Origin of the sequence: Cellulomonas sp. S1-8 (genome assembly GCF_026184235.1) — a bacterium.
In the GTDB taxonomy this organism is placed as follows: Bacteria; Actinomycetota; Actinomycetes; order Actinomycetales; family Cellulomonadaceae; genus Cellulomonas.
In genome coordinates, this window is sequence record NZ_CP110806.1 from 2,209,465 (window position 1) to 2,226,501 (window position 17,037).

A 17,037-nucleotide genomic window follows, 5' to 3' on the forward strand; every position below is an offset into this window, starting at 1 on the left:
CGTGCCCAGTGCAACCCCCACGTCCGGTCCCCGCCTCGTGCTGGTCGGCCCACCGGGGGCAGGCAAGTCCACCGTGGCCGCCGCCCTCGCCCAGCGCTGGCAGCTCGAGGTGCGCGACACCGACGCGGACGTCGAGGCCACCGCCGGCAAGTCCGTGTCCGACGTCTTCGTGGAGGACGGCGAGCCGCGCTTCCGCGACCTGGAGCGCGCGGCCGTCGCCACCGCGCTGGTCGAGCACGACGGCGTCCTCGCGCTCGGCGGCGGGGCCGTCCTGCACGACGACACCCGCGCCGCGCTGCGCACCTACCAGCGCGGCGGGGGTGTCGTCGCCTTCCTCGACGTGAGCCTCGCGCACGCCGCCCCGCGTGTCGGGCTGAACCAGGCGCGCCCGCTGCTCGTCGGCAACCCCCGCGCGCAGTGGCAGGCGCTCATGGACGCCCGGCGTCCCGTGTACGAGGAGGTCGCGGACGTGCGCGTGTCGACGGACGGGCTGCGCCCGGTCGAGGTCGCCGAGGCCATCGAGGTCGCCCTCGCCGCCCTGCGCGTCGGGGAGCCCCGCGCATGAGCGACGCGTCCGTCGTCACGGTCACGGGGGAGCGGCCCTACGACGTCGTCATCGGCCGCCACCTGCTGGGTCGGTTGCCCGAGCTCGTGGGCAGCGACGCCCGGCGCGTCCTGGTGGTGCACCCTGCCGCGCTCGCGACGTCCGCGGAGACGGTCCGTGAGGACCTCGTCGCCGCCGGCTACGCGGTCTACCTCGCGCAGGTCCCCGACGCCGAGGAGCAGAAGACCGCGCAGGTCGCCGCCTTCTGCTGGGGCGTGCTCGGCCAGGCCGACTTCACGCGCACCGACGTCGTCGTCGGGCTCGGCGGGGGGGCGACGACGGACCTCGCGGGCTTCGTCGCGGCGACGTGGCTGCGCGGCGTGCGCGTCGTGCAGGTGCCGACGACCGTGCTCGCGATGGTCGACGCGGCCGTCGGCGGCAAGACGGGCATCAACACCGCCGAGGGCAAGAACCTCGTCGGGGCGTTCCACACGCCCGCGGGCGTGCTGTGCGACCTCGCCGCGCTGGAGTCGATGGCACCCCACGACTTCGTCGCCGGGCTCGCGGAGATCGTCAAGTGCGGGTTCATCGACGACCCGCGGATCCTCGAGCTCGTGGAGGAGAACACGGAGCTCCTGCGTGACCCCGTCGCGGCGTCGTCGTCGTCCGTGCTGCTCGAGCTCGTCGAGCGGGCCGTGCGCACCAAGGCGCGGGTCGTGGGGGAGGACCTGCGCGAGGCGGGGCTGCGCGAGATCCTCAACTACGGCCACACCTTCGGGCACGCCGTCGAGCACGTCGAGCGGTACCGCTGGCGCCACGGCGCGGCCGTGTCCGTCGGCATGGTGTTCGTCGCCGAGCTCGCGCGGCTCGCGGGCCGGCTCGACGACGACGTCGTCGCGCGCCACCGCAGCGTCCTGACGTCGCTGGGCCTCCCCGTCGGCTACCGCTCCGACCGCTGGGACCAGCTGCTCACCGCGATGCGGCGCGACAAGAAGACCCGCGGCGACCTGCTGCGGTTCGTCGTCCTGGACGGCCTGGCCCGCCCGTCCCGCCTCGAGGGCCCGGACCCGGCCCTCCTGGCAGCGGCCTACGCGGAGATCGCCACGACCCCGGACCCCACCACCCACATCCTCCTCTGACCACCCCGGGCCCACGCCGGGCCCCAGCCTCCGGGATCCCTCGGTCTCGCGAGACCGAGCCCGCCGGGCCTTCCACGCCGGGATCCCTCGGTCTCGCGAGACCGAGCCCGCCGGGCCTGGTACTCCGGGAAGTCGCGGTGTCGAGGTGGTGTCGGTCGGCGGTGAGCCGCCCACAGGGCTGCGCCGTCCTCAGCGCGTCCACAGATCGGAGGCGAGCCGGACTGCCGTGCGTGGTGGGCGTGCAGGGTCGGGTCATGCCCCGCCTCGTCGACCGCACCTGGGTCCCGCAGTCCGCCGGACCGCGGCGTGGTGTCTTCACTCGTGACGACGCCCTCGCTGAAGGGCTGACCGACGACCAGGTGCTCCATCGACTCTCGTCCGGTGCCTGGCGACGAGTCTGCGGCGCCGGCATCGTCCTCGCCGCGACGCCGCCCGATCCGTGGTGCGACGCCCACGCCGCGGTCCTCACCTGGCCCGACGCGACCGTCGCACTGACGAGCGCGGCGCTCCTCCACGGGCTGCCGGTGCCGGAGGACGGACGCGTGCGTGTCGTCGTCCCCAGCCCGCGGGCACGACGCGGCCGCCTGATCCCGCACGAGCGCGTCCTGGAACCCGGTGATCTCGCCATGCTCGACGGCGTGAACCTCACGAGTCGCGAACGGACGATCGTCGACTGCCTCGGGTTGCTCTCTCGCGACCATGCGAGCCGGTTGCTCGCCTGGGTCGGGACCCGTGGGCTCCTGGACGCCGACGACCTCGAACGATGGGTGCTGGCCCACCCCGGACGTCGCGGCAACGTCCAACGATCCTGGTGCGCAGACCGGTTGCGGCGCGGGGCACTGAGCGAGGCTGAAGAGCGGCTGCACGACCTGCTGCACGGCGCGGGCGTCACCGGGTGGGTGGCGAACGCGTCCCTCCTCCACCCTCTGGGCGTCCCCGCGGTAGTCGACGTCTGGTTCGAGGACGTCCGGCTGGTCGTGGAGATCGACGGCCGCGTGGCGCACGGTGCGGACAGGTTCCAGGACGACCGCACGCGCCAGAACCTCCTCGTCGGCGCGGGGTGCACGGTGCTGCGCTACACGTGGGCCGACGTGACAGGGCGCCCCGTCCACGTGCTCGCGCAGATCCTCACCACCCGGCAGCGACTGCGCGCGGCAGCGTGAGACCGAGATTCCCCGCACTCGCGTGCCCGGATCCCTCGGTCTCGTGAGACCGAGGTCTGCGGTAGGTGAGTGCCCGGATCCCTCGGTCTCGCGGCGCGTTGTTCAAGGTGGTACAAGTGCAGGGGGTTGTGGAGGCCGGTACAAGGTGAGAGGGTTGTTGAGTGATCGTGCTGACCATCGACCAGCGGGGGAGTCGTCGCGGGACCGACCGTGTCCCCGAGCTGCTCGCCGCGCTCGCGGACGTGCCGACCGTGCGGGGCTTCGAGCGCACCGTGGGGGACGAGGTCCAGGGTGTGCTCGACGACGCGGACCTCGCCGTCGACACCGCCCTGCGGGTGCTGCGCGACGGCGGCTGGAGCGTGGGGATCGGGACGGGGCCCGTCGACGAGCCGCTGCCGGCGTCGCCCCGCGAGGGGTCCGGCGCCGCGTTCGTGCTCGCGCGCGAGGCGGTCGAGGCCGCCAAGAGCCGCCAGCGGCCCGTGCCGGTCGCCGTCCGCGGCACCGACCCGCAGGCGGCGGCCGACGCGGACGCCGTGCTCGTGCTGCTGGGTGCCCTGGCGGCACGCCGGACCGACGCTGGGTGGGACGCCGTCGACGCGCTCCTGGGGGCCGACCCGGGTACCAGGCAGGACGCTGTGGCGCACGCGCTCGGCGTCTCGCAGCAGGCGGTCAGCCAGCGGCTGCGCACCGCGCTGTGGGCCGAGGAGGTCGCCGCGCGACCCGCTGCGGCGCGCCTGTTGACGCGCGCGGGCCACTGACGACAGGGTCGGCGCGTGGAACCCGCCCTCGTGGCCGGCCTCTGGGCCGGCACCCTGCTCCTCTCGTCCGTCGGCGGCTGGCTCGTCACGCGCCTGGTCCTGCGGCTCGCCTCGCGCTCCCACGACGCCGGCAAGCCCCGTCCCCGCGCCCACCACGGCCCCGTCCTGCTGGAGCCGCTGCGCGTCAGCGACGGCCCCGACGGTGAGGGCGCGCAGATCGTGCTGCGCGGTGGGACGTGGATCGGGGTGCTCGAGCGGCTCGCCGTGACGGGCAGCCTGCTCGCCGGTGTCCCCGAGGCTGTGGCGGTCGTGGTCGCCGTCAAGGGCCTGGGACGCTACCCCGAGCTGCGCGAGAACCCGGGAGCCTCCGAGCGCTTCGTCATCGGGACCCTGGCGTCGCTGCTGTGGTCGGCCGTCTGCGGGCTCGTCGCGCTGCGCCTGCTGCTCTGAGCACGGCCGAGTACCGCTGAGCGCCGCTGACCACCGCCGAGCGCGTCAGAGAGCGGCCCCGCAGCCCGGCGCCGTGCGGGCGGACGCGAGGCGGGCGCTAGGATGGTCGACGGCCTGCGGCCGGTCCGGTGCACCTGGTGCGCGGGGACGGGCGGCAGCGGGAGCCGGCAGCGGCGCGTCCCTCCGGGTGCGCGCGCGGCGGCTCCGTGTACGGCGGTCGCCCTGCGGGTGGCTGCGCACCGGACGCGTCGCACGGCGCGCACCACCACCGACCGGGAGATCCACGCTGTGGCGACCACCAACGACCTGAAGAACGGCATCGTGCTGCGCATCGACGGCCAGCTCTGGACCGTCGTGGAGTTCCAGCACGTCAAGCCCGGCAAGGGCGGCGCGTTCGTCCGCACCAAGCTCAAGAACGTGCTGTCGGGCAAGGTCGTGGACCGCACGTTCAACGCGGGCATCAAGGTCGAGACGGCCAGCGTCGACAAGCGCGACATGCAGTACCTGTACAAGGACGGCGACGACTACGTGTTCATGGACACGGACACGTACGACCAGATCAACGTCCCGGCCGCGACGGTCGGCGACGTCGCCAACTTCCTGCTCGAGTCGCAGACCGCGCTCGTCGCGACCAACGAGGGCTCCCCGCTGTACGTGGAGCTGCCGCCGTCCGTCGTGCTCGAGGTGACGTACACCGAGCCGGGCCTGCAGGGCGACCGCTCGTCGGCCGGGACGAAGCCCGCGACGCTCGAGACGGGCTACGAGATCCAGGTGCCCCTGTTCCTCGAGGCGAACACCAAGGTCAAGGTCGACACGCGTGACGGGTCGTACCTCGGCCGCGTGAACGACTGACGTGGCAGCCCGGACCAAGGCGCGCAAGCGCGCGCTCGACGTGCTGTTCGAGGCCGAGCAGCGCGGCCTGGACGTCGCCGAGCTCCTCGCGCGCCGCGTCGTGGAGCCGGGCACCGAGGCGTCGCTGCCGCAGTACTCGGTGGACCTCGTCGAGGGCGTGCTGGCGAAGGCCGAGCGCATCGACGAGCTGCTAGCGACGCACGCCCACGGCTGGACGGTCGCGCGCATGCCCGCGGTCGACCGCGCGCTGCTGCGCATCGGGACGTGGGAGATCCTCTGGAACGACGACGTCCCGGACGCGGTCGCCATCGACGAGGCGGTGTCCCTGGCCCGCGAGCTCTCGACCGACGAGTCGCCGGCGTTCGTCAACGGCCTGCTGGGACGCATCGTCGTCCTCAAGCCGACGCTGCTGGCCTGAGCCGACCGGGGTCGCCCGCGGCGGCCCGACGACGACGCGGTCCGACGCCCGAGTGCCTACAGGTGCTCGGGCGTCGACTCGTCCAGGGCCCCCTGGACCACCCGCAGCGGGCGCGGGACGATCCGCGCCCGCCGCTGGGGGAGTCGCGTCTCGACCCGCCGCAGCTCGCCGCTCGCCTGCGCGAACGCGGAGGTCGCGCGTGGCTGCGGTCGGGCCCCGCGGACCGGCAGGCCGGGCGCAGGGCGTCCGACGAAGTTGCCCTGGGCCTGCTGCACCCCCAGCTCGACGAGCACCTGCAGGTCGCCTGCCGACTCGACGCCCTCGGCGACGACGTCCAGGCCGTGGTGCTCGGCCAGCGCGACGATCGCCCGGATGGGGCCGGCGCCGCGCGGCGAGCGGACCTCCCGCACGAACGAGCGGTCGATCTTGAGGATGTCCACGGGGAGCCGAGCGAGGCGCGCGAGCGAGCTGAAGCCCGTCCCGAAGTCGTCGAGCGCGATCCGCGCCCCGCGGGCCCGCAGCTCGGAGAGCACCGGCACCGCCGCCGCGGTGCGCAGCATCGTGGTCTCGGTGATCTCGATCGTCAGGTGCTCCCACGGGCCGCCGGACCACGCCGCGTCGATCCGCTCGAGCACGTCCTGCTCGTGCAGCTCGCGCGCCGAGAGGTTCACCGCGACCGGCATATGGTGCCGGTCGAGCGCGCGCCGCGCCTGGCGGATCATCGAGCGCCCGATCGGGACGATGAGCCCGGTCTGCTCGGCGAGGGCCAGCCAGTGCTCCGGCAGGACGTAGCTGTCGCCCTCGTGCCAGCGCGCGAGGGCCTCGAGCCCGACGACCTCGAGGGTGCGCGCGTCGACGATCGGCTGGAAGTACGCGGTGATGCGGTCCTCCTCGACGGCACGCTCGAGTGCGGCGCGCATGCGGCGCGTGTCCTCCGCCCGCGCCCGCAGCGCCGGGTCGAACACGCGGTGGCCGGACGCCGTGCGCTTGGCCTCGAGCATCGCCGCGTCCGCGTGCCGCAGCAGCGTGTCCGGGTCCACGACGTCCGTCGGGTTCCAGGTCGCGACGCCGCATGTCAGGCGCGGACCGGCGACGGTCCCGACCCGGGCTCCGAAGCCGCTGCGGACGCGTCGCGCGAGGTCCGACAGCTCGTCGTCCGCGGGCGCGCGCGAGACGATCACGGCGAACTCGTCGCCGGCGAGGCGCGCGACGTACGTGTCGTCGTCGACCCAGGTGCGCAGGTAGTCCGCCGTGCGGCGCAGCAGGTCGTCGCCGGCGGCGTGGCCCTCGCGGTCGTTGACGTCCTTGAACCCGTCGATGTCGCAGTAGACGACGGAGACGCGCGTGCGCTCGACGGATGCGCGCTCGAGCACCTCGAAGAGGTGCGTGTCGACGGCGCGGCGGTTGGGCAGCCCCGTGAGCGTGTCGGTGACGGCGGCGCGCGAGAGCCGGTCGGTGAGCGTGTACCGCTCGGCGGCCGTCGAGACGACGAGGCCGAGGTCGATGAGGAACGTGCGCTCGTGCGGCGCGAGCTGGTCCGGGTCGTCGGGGAACAGGTCGGCGACGTAGCGGTCACGCTGCAGGGGGCGCAGCGAACCCTCGATGGTCGGGTCGCCGAGGACCTCGCGGGCGGCGTCGCGCGCCTGGACGAGCAGTGCGTCCGCGTCGCGGTGGAACCACGCGTTGTTGGTGACGGACGACAGGGCGTCGCGCATGAGCTCACGGCGGCGCGCGGTCAGCTGGGCGCGGCGCAGCCGCACCGACGCGAGCGACTCCAGCCCGACCGCCAGCGGCAGCGGCCACAGGCTGGCGAGCAGGGCGCCCAGGGGCTGTCCGGTGAGCAGGATCCCGGCGGTCAGCGTGCCGAGCGAGACGGAGCCGGCGGCGACGAGCAGCCCGCCGAGCAGCGTCAGCCGCACCGCGCCCAGGGCCACCACCACGTACCCGACGGTGATGCTCAGCACGACGAACAGCAGCGCGACGGCCACGGGCCGGCCCGTGGGCAGCCCGGGCGCGTCGACCGGCCCGAACGTGAGGAACCACAGCACGGTGCGCAGCAGCAGGACGCCCGCCGCGGCCGTGACCCACGGGCGCAGGGGAGGTCCGCTGCCACCGAACGCCCGGGTCGCGGGCAGGCACAGCAGGGCGACGACACCGACGAGCTGCCCGTGCAGGAACGACAGCGCCTCGCGCAGGTCCGGTGCGGTGACGAGGCCGTGCAGGCCGGCGACCAGCACGAGGACGGCCATGGCGACGGACAGCGCCAGCGCCCACGTCGACCCGTCGGAGCGCACGGCACCGCGCCACCAGACCCACTGCAGTACGCAGAAGCCACCGACCAGTCCGGCAGCCAGGAACTGCAGGACGGTGGTCCACAGGGGGACGTCACCGAGCATGTGGGTGTCATCGGCGCACGGGGGACCCGGCATGAACGGCAACCGGGTGACGGGTCACCCGCGCGGGTGCACGGCCCCGGCGGCGGTCGCGTGCCGCGCGTCACGCCGTGCCGGGCGCCGGTCGGGCACCCGCGACGGTAGGGTGGTGCGTCGAGCAACCTCCCTTTAAGCCCGTCCTGTGAGGCGGGGAAGGAGACGCACGCATGAGCACTGGCACGCCCACGTCCGGCCCGGGGCAGCACGCCCCCGCCGCACCGCCCCCGTCGGATCCGACGAGCCGGGCGAGCGGCACCACCGTCCTCGGCGCCGAGGACATCGGCCGGGCGCTGACCCGCATCGCCCACGAGGTGGTGGAGCGCAACAAGGGTGTCGGCGACGTCGTCCTGCTGGGCATCCCCACGCGCGGTCTGCCGCTGGCCCACCGCCTCGCGCAGCGGCTCGCCCAGGTCGAGCAGGTGCCGGCGGACGGTCTCGTCGGCAGCCTCGACGTGACGATGCACCGCGACGACCTCGCCCACCAGCCGACGCGCACGATCGGCGAGACGTACGTGCCGGGCGGCGGCGTCGACGGCAAGGTCGTCGTCCTCGTCGACGACGTGCTGTTCTCCGGCCGGACGATCCGCGCGGCGCTCGACGCGATCAGCGACCTGGGCCGACCCCGCGCGGTGCAGCTCGCGGTGCTGGTGGACCGCGGCCACCGCGAGCTCCCCATCCGCGCCGACTACGTCGGCAAGAACCTGCCCACCGCGACCGCCGAGCGGGTCCGCGTGCTGCTCGCGGAGACCGACGGCGAAGACCGCGTGGTCATCGAGGGGGTTGCACGATGAAGCACCTGCTGTCCGCCGCCGACCTGTCCCTCGACGAGGCCGTCCTGGTGCTCGACACGGCCGCGCAGATGGCCGCCACGCAGGCGCGCGAGATCAAGAAGCTGCCCACGCTGCGCGGCCGCACGGTGGTCAACCTGTTCTTCGAGGACTCCACGCGCACCCGCATCTCGTTCGAGACGGCCGCCAAGCGGCTGTCGGCCGACGTCATCAACTTCTCCGCCAAGGGGTCGAGCGTCTCCAAGGGCGAGTCGCTCAAGGACACGGCGCTGACCCTGCAGGCCATGGGTGCGGACGCCGTCGTCATCCGCCACCAGGCCTCGGGAGCGCCGCTCACGCTCGCGCGCTCGGGGTGGACGGACGGCGCGGTGGTCAACGCGGGCGACGGGATGCACCAGCACCCCACGCAGGCGCTGCTCGACGCGTACACGCTGCGTCGGCACCTCGTCGGCGACGGCGGCCGTGCGGATGCGACGGGCCGTGACCTCGCGGGCGTGCACGTCGCGATCGTCGGTGACGTGCTCCACAGCCGGGTCGCCCGGTCGAACGTGCAGCTGCTGCGGACGCTCGGCGCGCGCGTCACGCTCGTCGCACCGCCGACGCTGGTCCCGGTCGGCGTCCACGCGTGGCCCGCGGAGGTGTCGTACGACCTCGACGAGGTGCTGGCCACGGGGCCTGACGCCGTCATGATGCTGCGGGTCCAGCGCGAACGGATGTCGAGCAGCGGCGGCGGGTTCTTCCCCAGCCCGCCGGAGTACACGCGCGGCTACGGCCTCGACGCCCGCCGCCTGGCGGTGCTGCCCGACCACGCGGTGGTGCTGCACCCCGGGCCGATGAACCGCGGCCTGGAGATCTCGGCCGACGCGGCGGACTCGCCGCGCGCCGTGATCGTCGAGCAGGTCGCCAACGGCGTCGCCGTCCGCATGGCGGTGCTGTACCTGCTGCTCGCGGGCGGCGAGCAGGGACGTGCGCGCGACGACGCGACGGCACGCGCCGGCGGCGGGCAGGAGCGCACGGTCGTGCGCACGGACGAGACGAGGGTGCACGCGTGACGACATATCTGCTGACCGGGGCCCGGCCGCTGGGCGGGGACCCGACCGACGTGCTCGTGGCCGACGGGGTCGTCGCGGCGCTCGGCGCCGACGCCCGGGGTGACGGCCGCAGCGCCGACGCCCAGGTGGTCGAGGCCGACGGCCTGGTCCTGCTGCCGGGCCTGGTGGACCTGCACACGCACCTGCGCGAGCCGGGGCGCGAGGACGCCGAGACGGTCGCGTCCGGGACCCGCGCCGCGGCGCTGGGCGGCTTCACCGCGGTGCACGCGATGGCCAACACGACGCCGACGCAGGACACGGCCGGCGTCGTCGAGCAGGTCTGGCGCCTGGGCCGCGACGCCGGCTGGTGCGACGTGCACCCCGTGGGCGCGGTCACGGTCGGCCTGGCCGGTGAGCAGCTCGCCGAGCTGACGGCGATGGCGCGGTCCGCGGCGGCCGTGCGGGTGTTCTCCGACGACGGGAAGTGCGTGCACGACCCCGTCGTCATGCGGCGCGCGCTCGAGTACGTGAAGGCGTTCGACGGGGTGGTCGCGCAGCACGCGCAGGAGCCGCGCCTCACCGAGGGCGCGCAGATGCACGAGGGCGTCGTCTCGGCCGAGCTCGGCCTGACGGGGTGGCCCGCGGTCGCCGAGGAGGCGATCGTCGCGCGGGACGTGCTGCTCGCCGAGCACGTCGGGTCGCGTCTGCACGTGCTCCACCTGTCGACCGCGGGCTCGGTCGAGATCGTCCGCTGGGCCAAGGCGCGCGGCATCGACGTCACGGCCGAGGTGACGCCCCACCACCTGGTCCTCACCGACGAGCTCGTGCGCGGGTACGACCCGCGCTACAAGGTGAACCCGCCGCTGCGGACCGCCGCCGACGTCGAGGCCGTCCGGGCGGGCCTGGCCGACGGCACGATCGACACGGTGGGCACCGACCACGCGCCGCACCCGCGCGAGGACAAGGACTGCGAGTGGGCCGCCGCTGCGTTCGGCATGACGGGGCTCGAGACGGCGCTGTCGGTCGTGCAGGCCGTCATGGTCGACACGGGCCGGTTCACGTGGGCCGACGTCGCGCGCGTCATGTCGACCGCACCGGCACGCATCGGCCGCCTGCCGGGGCAGGGGCGTCCGATCGCCGTCGGCGAACCCGCGAACCTCACCCTCGTCGACCCGGCCGCGCGCCGCGTGGTGGTCCCCGAGCAGCAGGCCACCGCCAGCGTCAACTCGCCGTTCGCGGGCCAGGAGCTCCCGGGTCGGGTGGTCGCGACGTTCCTGCGCGGCCGCGCCACGGTGCTCGACGGCGTGCTGACCGGCCAGGGGGTGCGCGTCTGATGCCCGTCTGGCTCTCCGTCACGCTGCTGGTCGTGCTCGCGCTGCTGGGGCTGTGGGGCATGCGCCGTGGCTGGCGGGCGCGCGCCCGCCGCTCCGCCGCCCTCGTCCCGACCCTCCCGGACGTCCCGGACGTGCCGGGCGACGGCCGGACCGAGCCCGTCGAGGCGGTCTACGTGTCGTCGACGCGCGCGGGGGACTGGCTGGACCGCGTCGTGGCCCACGACCTGGGAGTCCGCAGCGCCGCCCGCGTGCGCGTCCACGCCGGCGGCATCCACGTCGCGCGCACCGGTGCCCGCGACGTGTGGGTACCGGCCGCCGCGCTGACCGCGGTGGGCACGTCGAGCGGTCAGGCCGGCAAGTTCGTCGGCCGCGACGAGCTCGTCGTCCTCACGTGGCTGCCCGACCCCGCCGGATCCCCCCTCGACACCGCGCTGCTGGTGCGTCACGACGACGAGCGGGCCGCGCTCCTCGCCGCCGCGCGCACCCTGGCCGCGCCCACCGACACCGACACGGCGCCGTCCGCGGCGCAGGAGGAGCAGGCATGAGCGACGCGATCCTCGTCCTCGAGGACGGCCGCACGTTCACCGGACGGTCCTACGGGGCCACCGGGCGGACGGTCGGCGAGATCGTCTTCAACACCGGCATGACGGGCTACCAGGAGACCCTGACCGACCCGTCCTACCACCGGCAGATCGTCGTGATGACGGCACCGCACATCGGCAACACGGGGGTCAACGACGAGGACGACGAGTCCCGTCGCATCTGGGTCGCCGGGTTCGTCGTGCGCGACCCCGCCCGCCTCCCCTCGAGCTGGCGTTCGCGCCGGTCGCTCGACGACGAGCTGGCCGCCCAGGGGATCGTCGGGATCAGCGACATCGACACCCGCGCGCTGACGCGGCACCTGCGCGAGCGGGGCGTCATGCGCGCCGGCGTCTTCTCGGGCGACGAGCTGGAGCGTCCCGACGGTGGTCGGCGTCCCCTCGACGACCTGGTCGACGAGGTGCTGGCGGCACCGCCGATGGTGGGCGCGGACCTCGCCGGCGAGGTGAGCGTCGACGAGGCGCACGTCGTCGCGGCGCTGGGCCCCGACGGCACGCCGCTGGACGCGCCGCTGCTGCGCGTGGCCGCGGTCGACCTCGGCATCAAGTCGATGACCCCGCAGCGCATGGCCGAGCGGGGCATCGAGGTGCACGTGCTGCCCGCACGGTCCACGATCGCGGACGTGCTCGCCGTGCAGCCCGACGGCGTGTTCTTCTCCAACGGGCCCGGCGACCCGTCGGCCGCGCGGCACGAGATCGACGTGCTGCGCGGGGTCCTCGACCGCCGCATCCCGTTCTTCGGCATCTGCTACGGCAACCAGCTGTTCGGCCGCGCGCTCGGGTTCGGGACGTACAAGCTGCGCTACGGGCACCGCGGCGTGAACCAGCCGGTCATGGACCGTGCCACCGGCAAGGTGGAGATCACGGCGCACAACCACGGGTTCGCGGTGGACGCGCCCCTCGACGCCGACACCGTCGCCCCGTTCGACGGCGGCCGGTACGGGCGCGTGCGCGTCTCGCACGTCGACCTCAACGACGACGTCGTCGAGGGCCTCGAGGCGCTCGACCTGCCCGCCTTCTCCGTGCAGTACCACCCGGAGGCAGCGGCCGGCCCGCACGACGCCGCCTACCTGTTCGACCGCTTCTGTGACCTGATGACCACGCACCGCGACGGCGCCGGCTCGACGCCGGACGCCGCCACCACCCAGAAGGGCGCCGCCTGATGCCTCGTCGCGACGACCTGAGGTCCGTCCTCGTCATCGGGTCCGGCCCGATCGTCATCGGGCAGGCCTGCGAGTTCGACTACTCCGGCACGCAGGCGTGCCGCGTGCTCAAGGCCGAGGGCCTGCGCGTGATCCTCGTGAACTCCAACCCGGCCACGATCATGACGGACCCCGAGTTCGCCGACGCGACGTACGTCGAGCCGATCACGACCGAGGTCCTCACGTCGATCATCGCCAAGGAGCGCCCGGACGCGATCCTGCCGACCCTCGGTGGCCAGACCGCCCTGAACGCGGCGATCGCGCTCGACGAGGCCGGCGTGCTGGAGAAGTACGACGTCGAGCTCATCGGCGCCAACATCGCCTCGATCCAGAAGGGCGAGGACCGCGAGCAGTTCAAGCAGGTCGTCGAGGTCTGCGGTGCCGAGAGCGCGCGGTCGGTGATCGTGCACACGATCGACGACGCCCTCGCCGCGGTCGACGTGCTCGGGTACCCGATGGTCGTGCGGCCGTCGTTCACCATGGGTGGCCTCGGCTCGGGCATCGCGTACGACGAGCAGGACCTGCGCCGGATCGTCGGGCAGGGCCTGCACTACTCGCCGACCACCGAGGTGCTCCTGGAGGAGTCGATCCTCGGCTGGAAGGAGTACGAGCTCGAGCTCATGCGCGACCACCACGACAACGTCGTGGTCGTCTGCTCGATCGAGAACGTCGACCCCGTCGGCGTGCACACGGGGGACTCCGTGACGGTCGCGCCCGCGCTGACGCTGACGGACCGCGAGTACCAGCGGATGCGCGACATCGGTATCGCGGTGATCCGTGAGGTCGGCGTCGACACCGGCGGCTGCAACATCCAGTTCGCGGTGCACCCCGACACTGGCCGCATCATCGTCATCGAGATGAACCCGCGCGTGTCGCGGTCGTCCGCGCTCGCGTCGAAGGCGACGGGCTTCCCGATCGCCAAGATCGCCGCGAAGCTCGCGATCGGCTACACGCTCGACGAGATCCCGAACGACATCACGGGCTCCACGCCTGCGTCCTTCGAGCCGACGCTCGACTACGTCGTCGTGAAGGTCCCGCGGTTCGCGTTCGAGAAGTTCCCCGCGGCGGACGACACCCTGACGACGACCATGAAGTCGGTCGGCGAGGCCATGGCGATGGGGCGCAACTTCACCGAGGCGCTCGGCAAGGCCATGCGGTCGATCGACAAGAAGGGCTCGTCGTTCCACTGGGACGGGGGGCCGGCGGACGGCGACGCGCTGGACGCCCTCGTCGCGACGATCTCGCGTCCCACCGAGCACCGGCTCGTCGACGTGCAGCAGGTGCTGCGCGCGGGCGTCTCCGTCGACGACGTGTACGCGCGGACGGGCATCGACCCGTGGTTCCTCGACCAGGTGCTGCTGATCAACGAGGTCGCGCAGGCGACGGCCGACGCGCCCGCGCTCACCCGCGAGGTGCTGGCGCACGCCAAGCGCCACGGCCTGTCGGACACCCAGATCGCGTCGCTGCGGCAGACGAGCGAGGACGCCGTGCGCCGCACGCGCTGGGCCCTGGGGGTCCGGCCCGTGTACAAGACGGTCGACACCTGCGCGGCCGAGTTCGAGGCGCGCACGCCCTACCACTACTCCTCGTACGACGAGGAGAACGAGGTGGCACCGCGTGAGCGTCCCGCGATCCTCATCCTGGGATCCGGTCCCAACCGCATCGGCCAGGGCATCGAGTTCGACTACTCGTGCGTGCACGCCGCGCTCGCCCTCAAGGGCGAGTACGAGACCGTCATGGTCAACTGCAACCCCGAGACGGTGTCGACGGACTACGACACGTCGGACCGCCTGTACTTCGAGCCGCTGACGTTCGAGGACGTGCTCGAGGTCTACGAGGCCGAGCTCGCGGCTGGCCCGGTGGCGGGCCTGATCGTGACGCTCGGTGGGCAGACGCCCCTGTCCCTCGCGCAGCGGCTGTCCGACGCCGGCCTGCCGATCCTGGGCACGTCGCCCGAGGCGATCGACGCGGCCGAGGACCGCGGGGAGTTCGGTGCGGTGCTCGCCGCCGCGGGTCTCCCCGCCCCGGCGTTCGGCACCGCGACGACCCTGGAGGGTGCGCGCGAGACGGCCCGCGGGATCGGGTTCCCGGTCCTCGTGCGGCCGTCGTACGTGCTCGGCGGGCGCGGCATGGAGATCGTGTACGACGAGGTGCAGCTCACCGAGTACGTCGAGCGCGCGCTGGAGGAGCAGCGGGGAGGGCACCGTGCGGGCAGCCTGCCGCCCCTGCTGATCGACCGGTTCCTCGACGACGCGATCGAGATCGACGTCGACGCGCTGTACGACGGCACCGAGCTGTACCTCGGCGGCGTCATGGAGCACATCGAGGAGGCCGGCGTGCACTCGGGCGACTCGGCCTGCGTGCTCCCGCCGGTGACCCTGTCGGTGGCCGAGATCGCGCGGATCCGGGACTCGACGGAGGCGATCGCGCGCGGCGTCGGCGTGGTCGGCCTGCTCAACATCCAGTTCGCGCTCGTCTCCGACGTGCTCTACGTCCTCGAGGCGAACCCCCGCGCGTCGCGCACGGCACCGTTCGTCTCGAAGGCGACAGGGGTGTCGCTCGCGAAGGCGGCCGCTCACGTCATGACGGGGCGCTCGATCGCGCAGCTGCGCGACGAGGGTGTCCTGCCGCAGACCGACGCGAGCCTCGTCGACCTCGACGCACCCATCGCCGTCAAGGAGGCCGTGCTGCCGTTCAAGCGGTTCCGCACCGCCGACGGCACGGTCGTCGACACGGTCCTCGGCCCCGAGATGCGTTCGACGGGCGAGGTCATGGGGTTCGACGTCGACTTCCCGACGGCGTTCGCGAAGGCCCAGGAGGCGGCCTTCGGGGGTCTGCCGACGACCGGGCGCGTCTTCATCTCGGTGGCGGACCGCGACAAGCGGTCGATCGTCTTCCCGGTGAAGCGCCTCGTCGAGCTGGGGTTCGAGATCCTCGCGACGGAGGGCACGTCCGCCGTGCTGCGACGCAGCGGGATCGTGTCGCGGGTCGTCCGCAAGCACTCCGCGGGCCGCGGGCCGCACGACGAGCCGACGATCGTCGACCTCATCACCGCGGGCGAGATCGACATGGTCGTCAACACGCCGTCCGGCCAGGGTGCGCGGGCCGACGGCTACGAGATCCGCGCCGCGACGACCGCGGCCGACAAGGCCATCGTCACGACCGTGCAGCAGCTCGGTGCGGCCGTGCAGGCGATCGAGGCGCGCCAGGCGGGCCCGTTCACCGTGACGAGCCTGCAGGAGCACGACGCGGCCGCTGCGGTCCGGCGGGCGAACAGGGCGGCCGAGGTCGGCGCGTGACGGACGGGGGAGCGGTGCGGCCGTTCGGCGCGCGACTGGCCGAGGCGATGGACGCGCACGGTCCGCTGTGCGTCGGCATCGACCCGCACGCGGCGCTGCTGGCCGACTGGGGCCTGACCGACGACGCGGCGGGGGTCCGGGAGTTCGCCCTGCGGGTCATGGAGGCGGTCGGCGGCCGGGTGGCGGCGGTGAAGCCGCAGGCGGCCTTCTTCGAGCGCCACGGCGCGGCCGGTGTCGCCGTCCTCGAGGAGGTCGTGGCGGCAGGGCGGGCGAGCGGGACGCTCGTCGTCGTGGACGCCAAGCGGGGGGACATCGGGTCGACGATGGCGGCGTACGCGGACACGTTCCTGCGCGACGGGTCCCCGCTCGCGGGCGACGCGCTGACGGTCTCGCCGTACCTCGGCTTCGGGTCGCTCGACCCGGCCGTCGAGCTCGCGCTCGCCACGGGTCGCGGGCTCTTCGTGCTGTGCCTGACCTCCAACCCGGAGGGGTCCGAGGTGCAGCACGCGCGCACCCCGGACGGCGTGACGGTCGCCGCGGCCGTGGCGGCGCGGGCAGCCGCGCTCAACGCCGACGTCGACCCGATGGGGTCGGTGGGTCTGGTGGTGGGGGCGACGGTGGGTGACGCCGCCCAGGACGCGGGCGTGGACCTGGCCGGCGTCAACGGGCCGCTGCTCGCGCCGGGCGTGGGCGCGCAGGGCGCCGGCCCGCGCGAGCTGGCGCACGTGTTCGGTGCGGCCCGTCGCCAGGTGCTCGCGTCGTCGAGCAGGGGAGTGCTGCGGGCGGGGCCGGACGTGGGGGCCCTGCGCGCGGCCGCGGCTCGGGCGGCGTCGGAGGCGGCCGCGGCGCTGGGCTGACGCGCTCACGGGGGCGGGGCCAGGCAGGCTGCCCGCGGCAGCCGGACGACGCGGGCGTCCGGCCCCGTGGCCGACCGAGGCGACGGAGCCGGGTGGTGCTCGATCCCGTTCTAGGTGCGGACAATAACGGAACCTAGCGCTGCTGAACCAGCACGGTCACCTCTTCCAGGT

At 73.9% G+C, this 17,037-nt stretch carries 15 protein-coding genes; 14 read left to right on the forward strand and 1 reads right to left on the reverse strand.

All coding sequences use genetic code 11. The annotated features are described in order from the left end of the window. Window position 1: 1 nt before the first annotated feature. From OKX07_RS09880 to nusB, 7 genes are all read left to right on the forward strand, one after another. The gene (locus tag OKX07_RS09880; protein ID WP_265631727.1) at window positions 2–565 is read left to right on the forward strand and encodes a shikimate kinase; all 564 of its coding nucleotides are present in this window, start codon (window positions 2–4) and stop codon (window positions 563–565) included. Then, a complete protein-coding gene (aroB, locus tag OKX07_RS09885) occupies window positions 562–1,683 on the forward strand; it encodes a 3-dehydroquinate synthase (RefSeq protein WP_265631728.1) in 1,122 nt (373 codons plus the stop codon). Before OKX07_RS09880 ends, aroB begins: the two co-directional genes overlap by 4 nt. 359 nt (window positions 1,684–2,042) lie before the next feature. After that, window positions 2,043–2,846, forward strand: coding sequence for a DUF559 domain-containing protein (locus tag OKX07_RS09890; RefSeq protein WP_265631729.1), 804 nt, complete (start codon window positions 2,043–2,045; stop codon window positions 2,844–2,846). Between the two features lie 161 nt (window positions 2,847–3,007). Further along, the gene (locus OKX07_RS09895; protein WP_265631730.1) at window positions 3,008–3,604 is read left to right on the forward strand and encodes a hypothetical protein; all 597 of its coding nucleotides are present in this window, start codon (window positions 3,008–3,010) and stop codon (window positions 3,602–3,604) included. 15 nt (window positions 3,605–3,619) lie between these two features. After that, window positions 3,620–4,054: a hypothetical protein gene (locus OKX07_RS09900; protein ID WP_265631731.1), complete on the forward strand. Its 435-nt coding sequence runs from the start codon at window positions 3,620–3,622 to the stop codon at window positions 4,052–4,054. A 288-nt stretch (window positions 4,055–4,342) separates the two neighbouring features. Further along, window positions 4,343–4,906, forward strand: a complete 564-nt coding sequence (efp, locus tag OKX07_RS09905) for an elongation factor P (RefSeq protein WP_265631732.1) — start codon at window positions 4,343–4,345, stop codon at window positions 4,904–4,906. A 1-nt stretch (window position 4,907) separates the two neighbouring features. Next, complete coding sequence (gene nusB / locus OKX07_RS09910; RefSeq protein ID WP_265631733.1) at window positions 4,908–5,324, forward strand: transcription antitermination factor NusB; 417 nt, start codon at window positions 4,908–4,910, stop codon at window positions 5,322–5,324. A 56-nt stretch (window positions 5,325–5,380) separates the two neighbouring features. Here the strand turns inward: nusB and OKX07_RS09915 are convergent, their stop codons facing one another. Next, complete coding sequence (locus OKX07_RS09915; RefSeq protein WP_265631734.1) at window positions 5,381–7,720, reverse strand: putative bifunctional diguanylate cyclase/phosphodiesterase; 2,340 nt, start codon at window positions 7,718–7,720, stop codon at window positions 5,381–5,383. Between the two features lie 203 nt (window positions 7,721–7,923). On the opposite strand from OKX07_RS09915, the gene pyrR reads away from it, so the two are divergent. Genes pyrR through pyrF form a run of 7 tightly spaced genes read left to right on the forward strand, consistent with a single transcriptional unit; the run spans window position 7,924 to window position 16,866 of the window. Next, entirely contained in the window at window positions 7,924–8,547 is a 624-nt protein-coding gene (gene pyrR / locus OKX07_RS09920; RefSeq protein WP_265631735.1) for a bifunctional pyr operon transcriptional regulator/uracil phosphoribosyltransferase PyrR, read from the forward strand. Next, a complete protein-coding gene (locus OKX07_RS09925; protein ID WP_265631736.1) occupies window positions 8,544–9,596 on the forward strand; it encodes an aspartate carbamoyltransferase catalytic subunit in 1,053 nt (350 codons plus the stop codon). Before pyrR ends, OKX07_RS09925 begins: the two co-directional genes overlap by 4 nt. Beyond that, window positions 9,593–10,909, forward strand: coding sequence for a dihydroorotase (locus tag OKX07_RS09930; protein WP_265631737.1), 1,317 nt, complete (start codon window positions 9,593–9,595; stop codon window positions 10,907–10,909). Before OKX07_RS09925 ends, OKX07_RS09930 begins: the two co-directional genes overlap by 4 nt. Next, complete coding sequence (locus tag OKX07_RS09935; RefSeq protein WP_265631738.1) at window positions 10,909–11,454, forward strand: hypothetical protein; 546 nt, start codon at window positions 10,909–10,911, stop codon at window positions 11,452–11,454. Before OKX07_RS09930 ends, OKX07_RS09935 begins: the two co-directional genes overlap by 1 nt. Next, window positions 11,451–12,671 carry a glutamine-hydrolyzing carbamoyl-phosphate synthase small subunit gene (carA, locus tag OKX07_RS09940; protein WP_265631739.1) on the forward strand — a complete coding sequence of 407 codons (1,221 nt, stop codon included), beginning with the start codon at window positions 11,451–11,453 and terminating at the stop codon, window positions 12,669–12,671. Before OKX07_RS09935 ends, carA begins: the two co-directional genes overlap by 4 nt. Next, window positions 12,671–16,009 (forward strand): carbamoyl-phosphate synthase large subunit, encoded by a 3,339-nt coding sequence (gene carB / locus OKX07_RS09945; RefSeq protein WP_265631740.1) that lies wholly within the window; start codon window positions 12,671–12,673, stop codon window positions 16,007–16,009. The genes carA and carB overlap by 1 nt, the downstream gene beginning before the upstream one ends. Further along, on the forward strand, window positions 16,006–16,866 hold the full coding sequence (gene pyrF, locus OKX07_RS09950; RefSeq protein WP_265631741.1) for an orotidine-5'-phosphate decarboxylase: 861 nt from the start codon (window positions 16,006–16,008) through the stop codon (window positions 16,864–16,866). The genes carB and pyrF overlap by 4 nt, the downstream gene beginning before the upstream one ends. Window positions 16,867–17,037 lie beyond the last annotated feature (171 nt).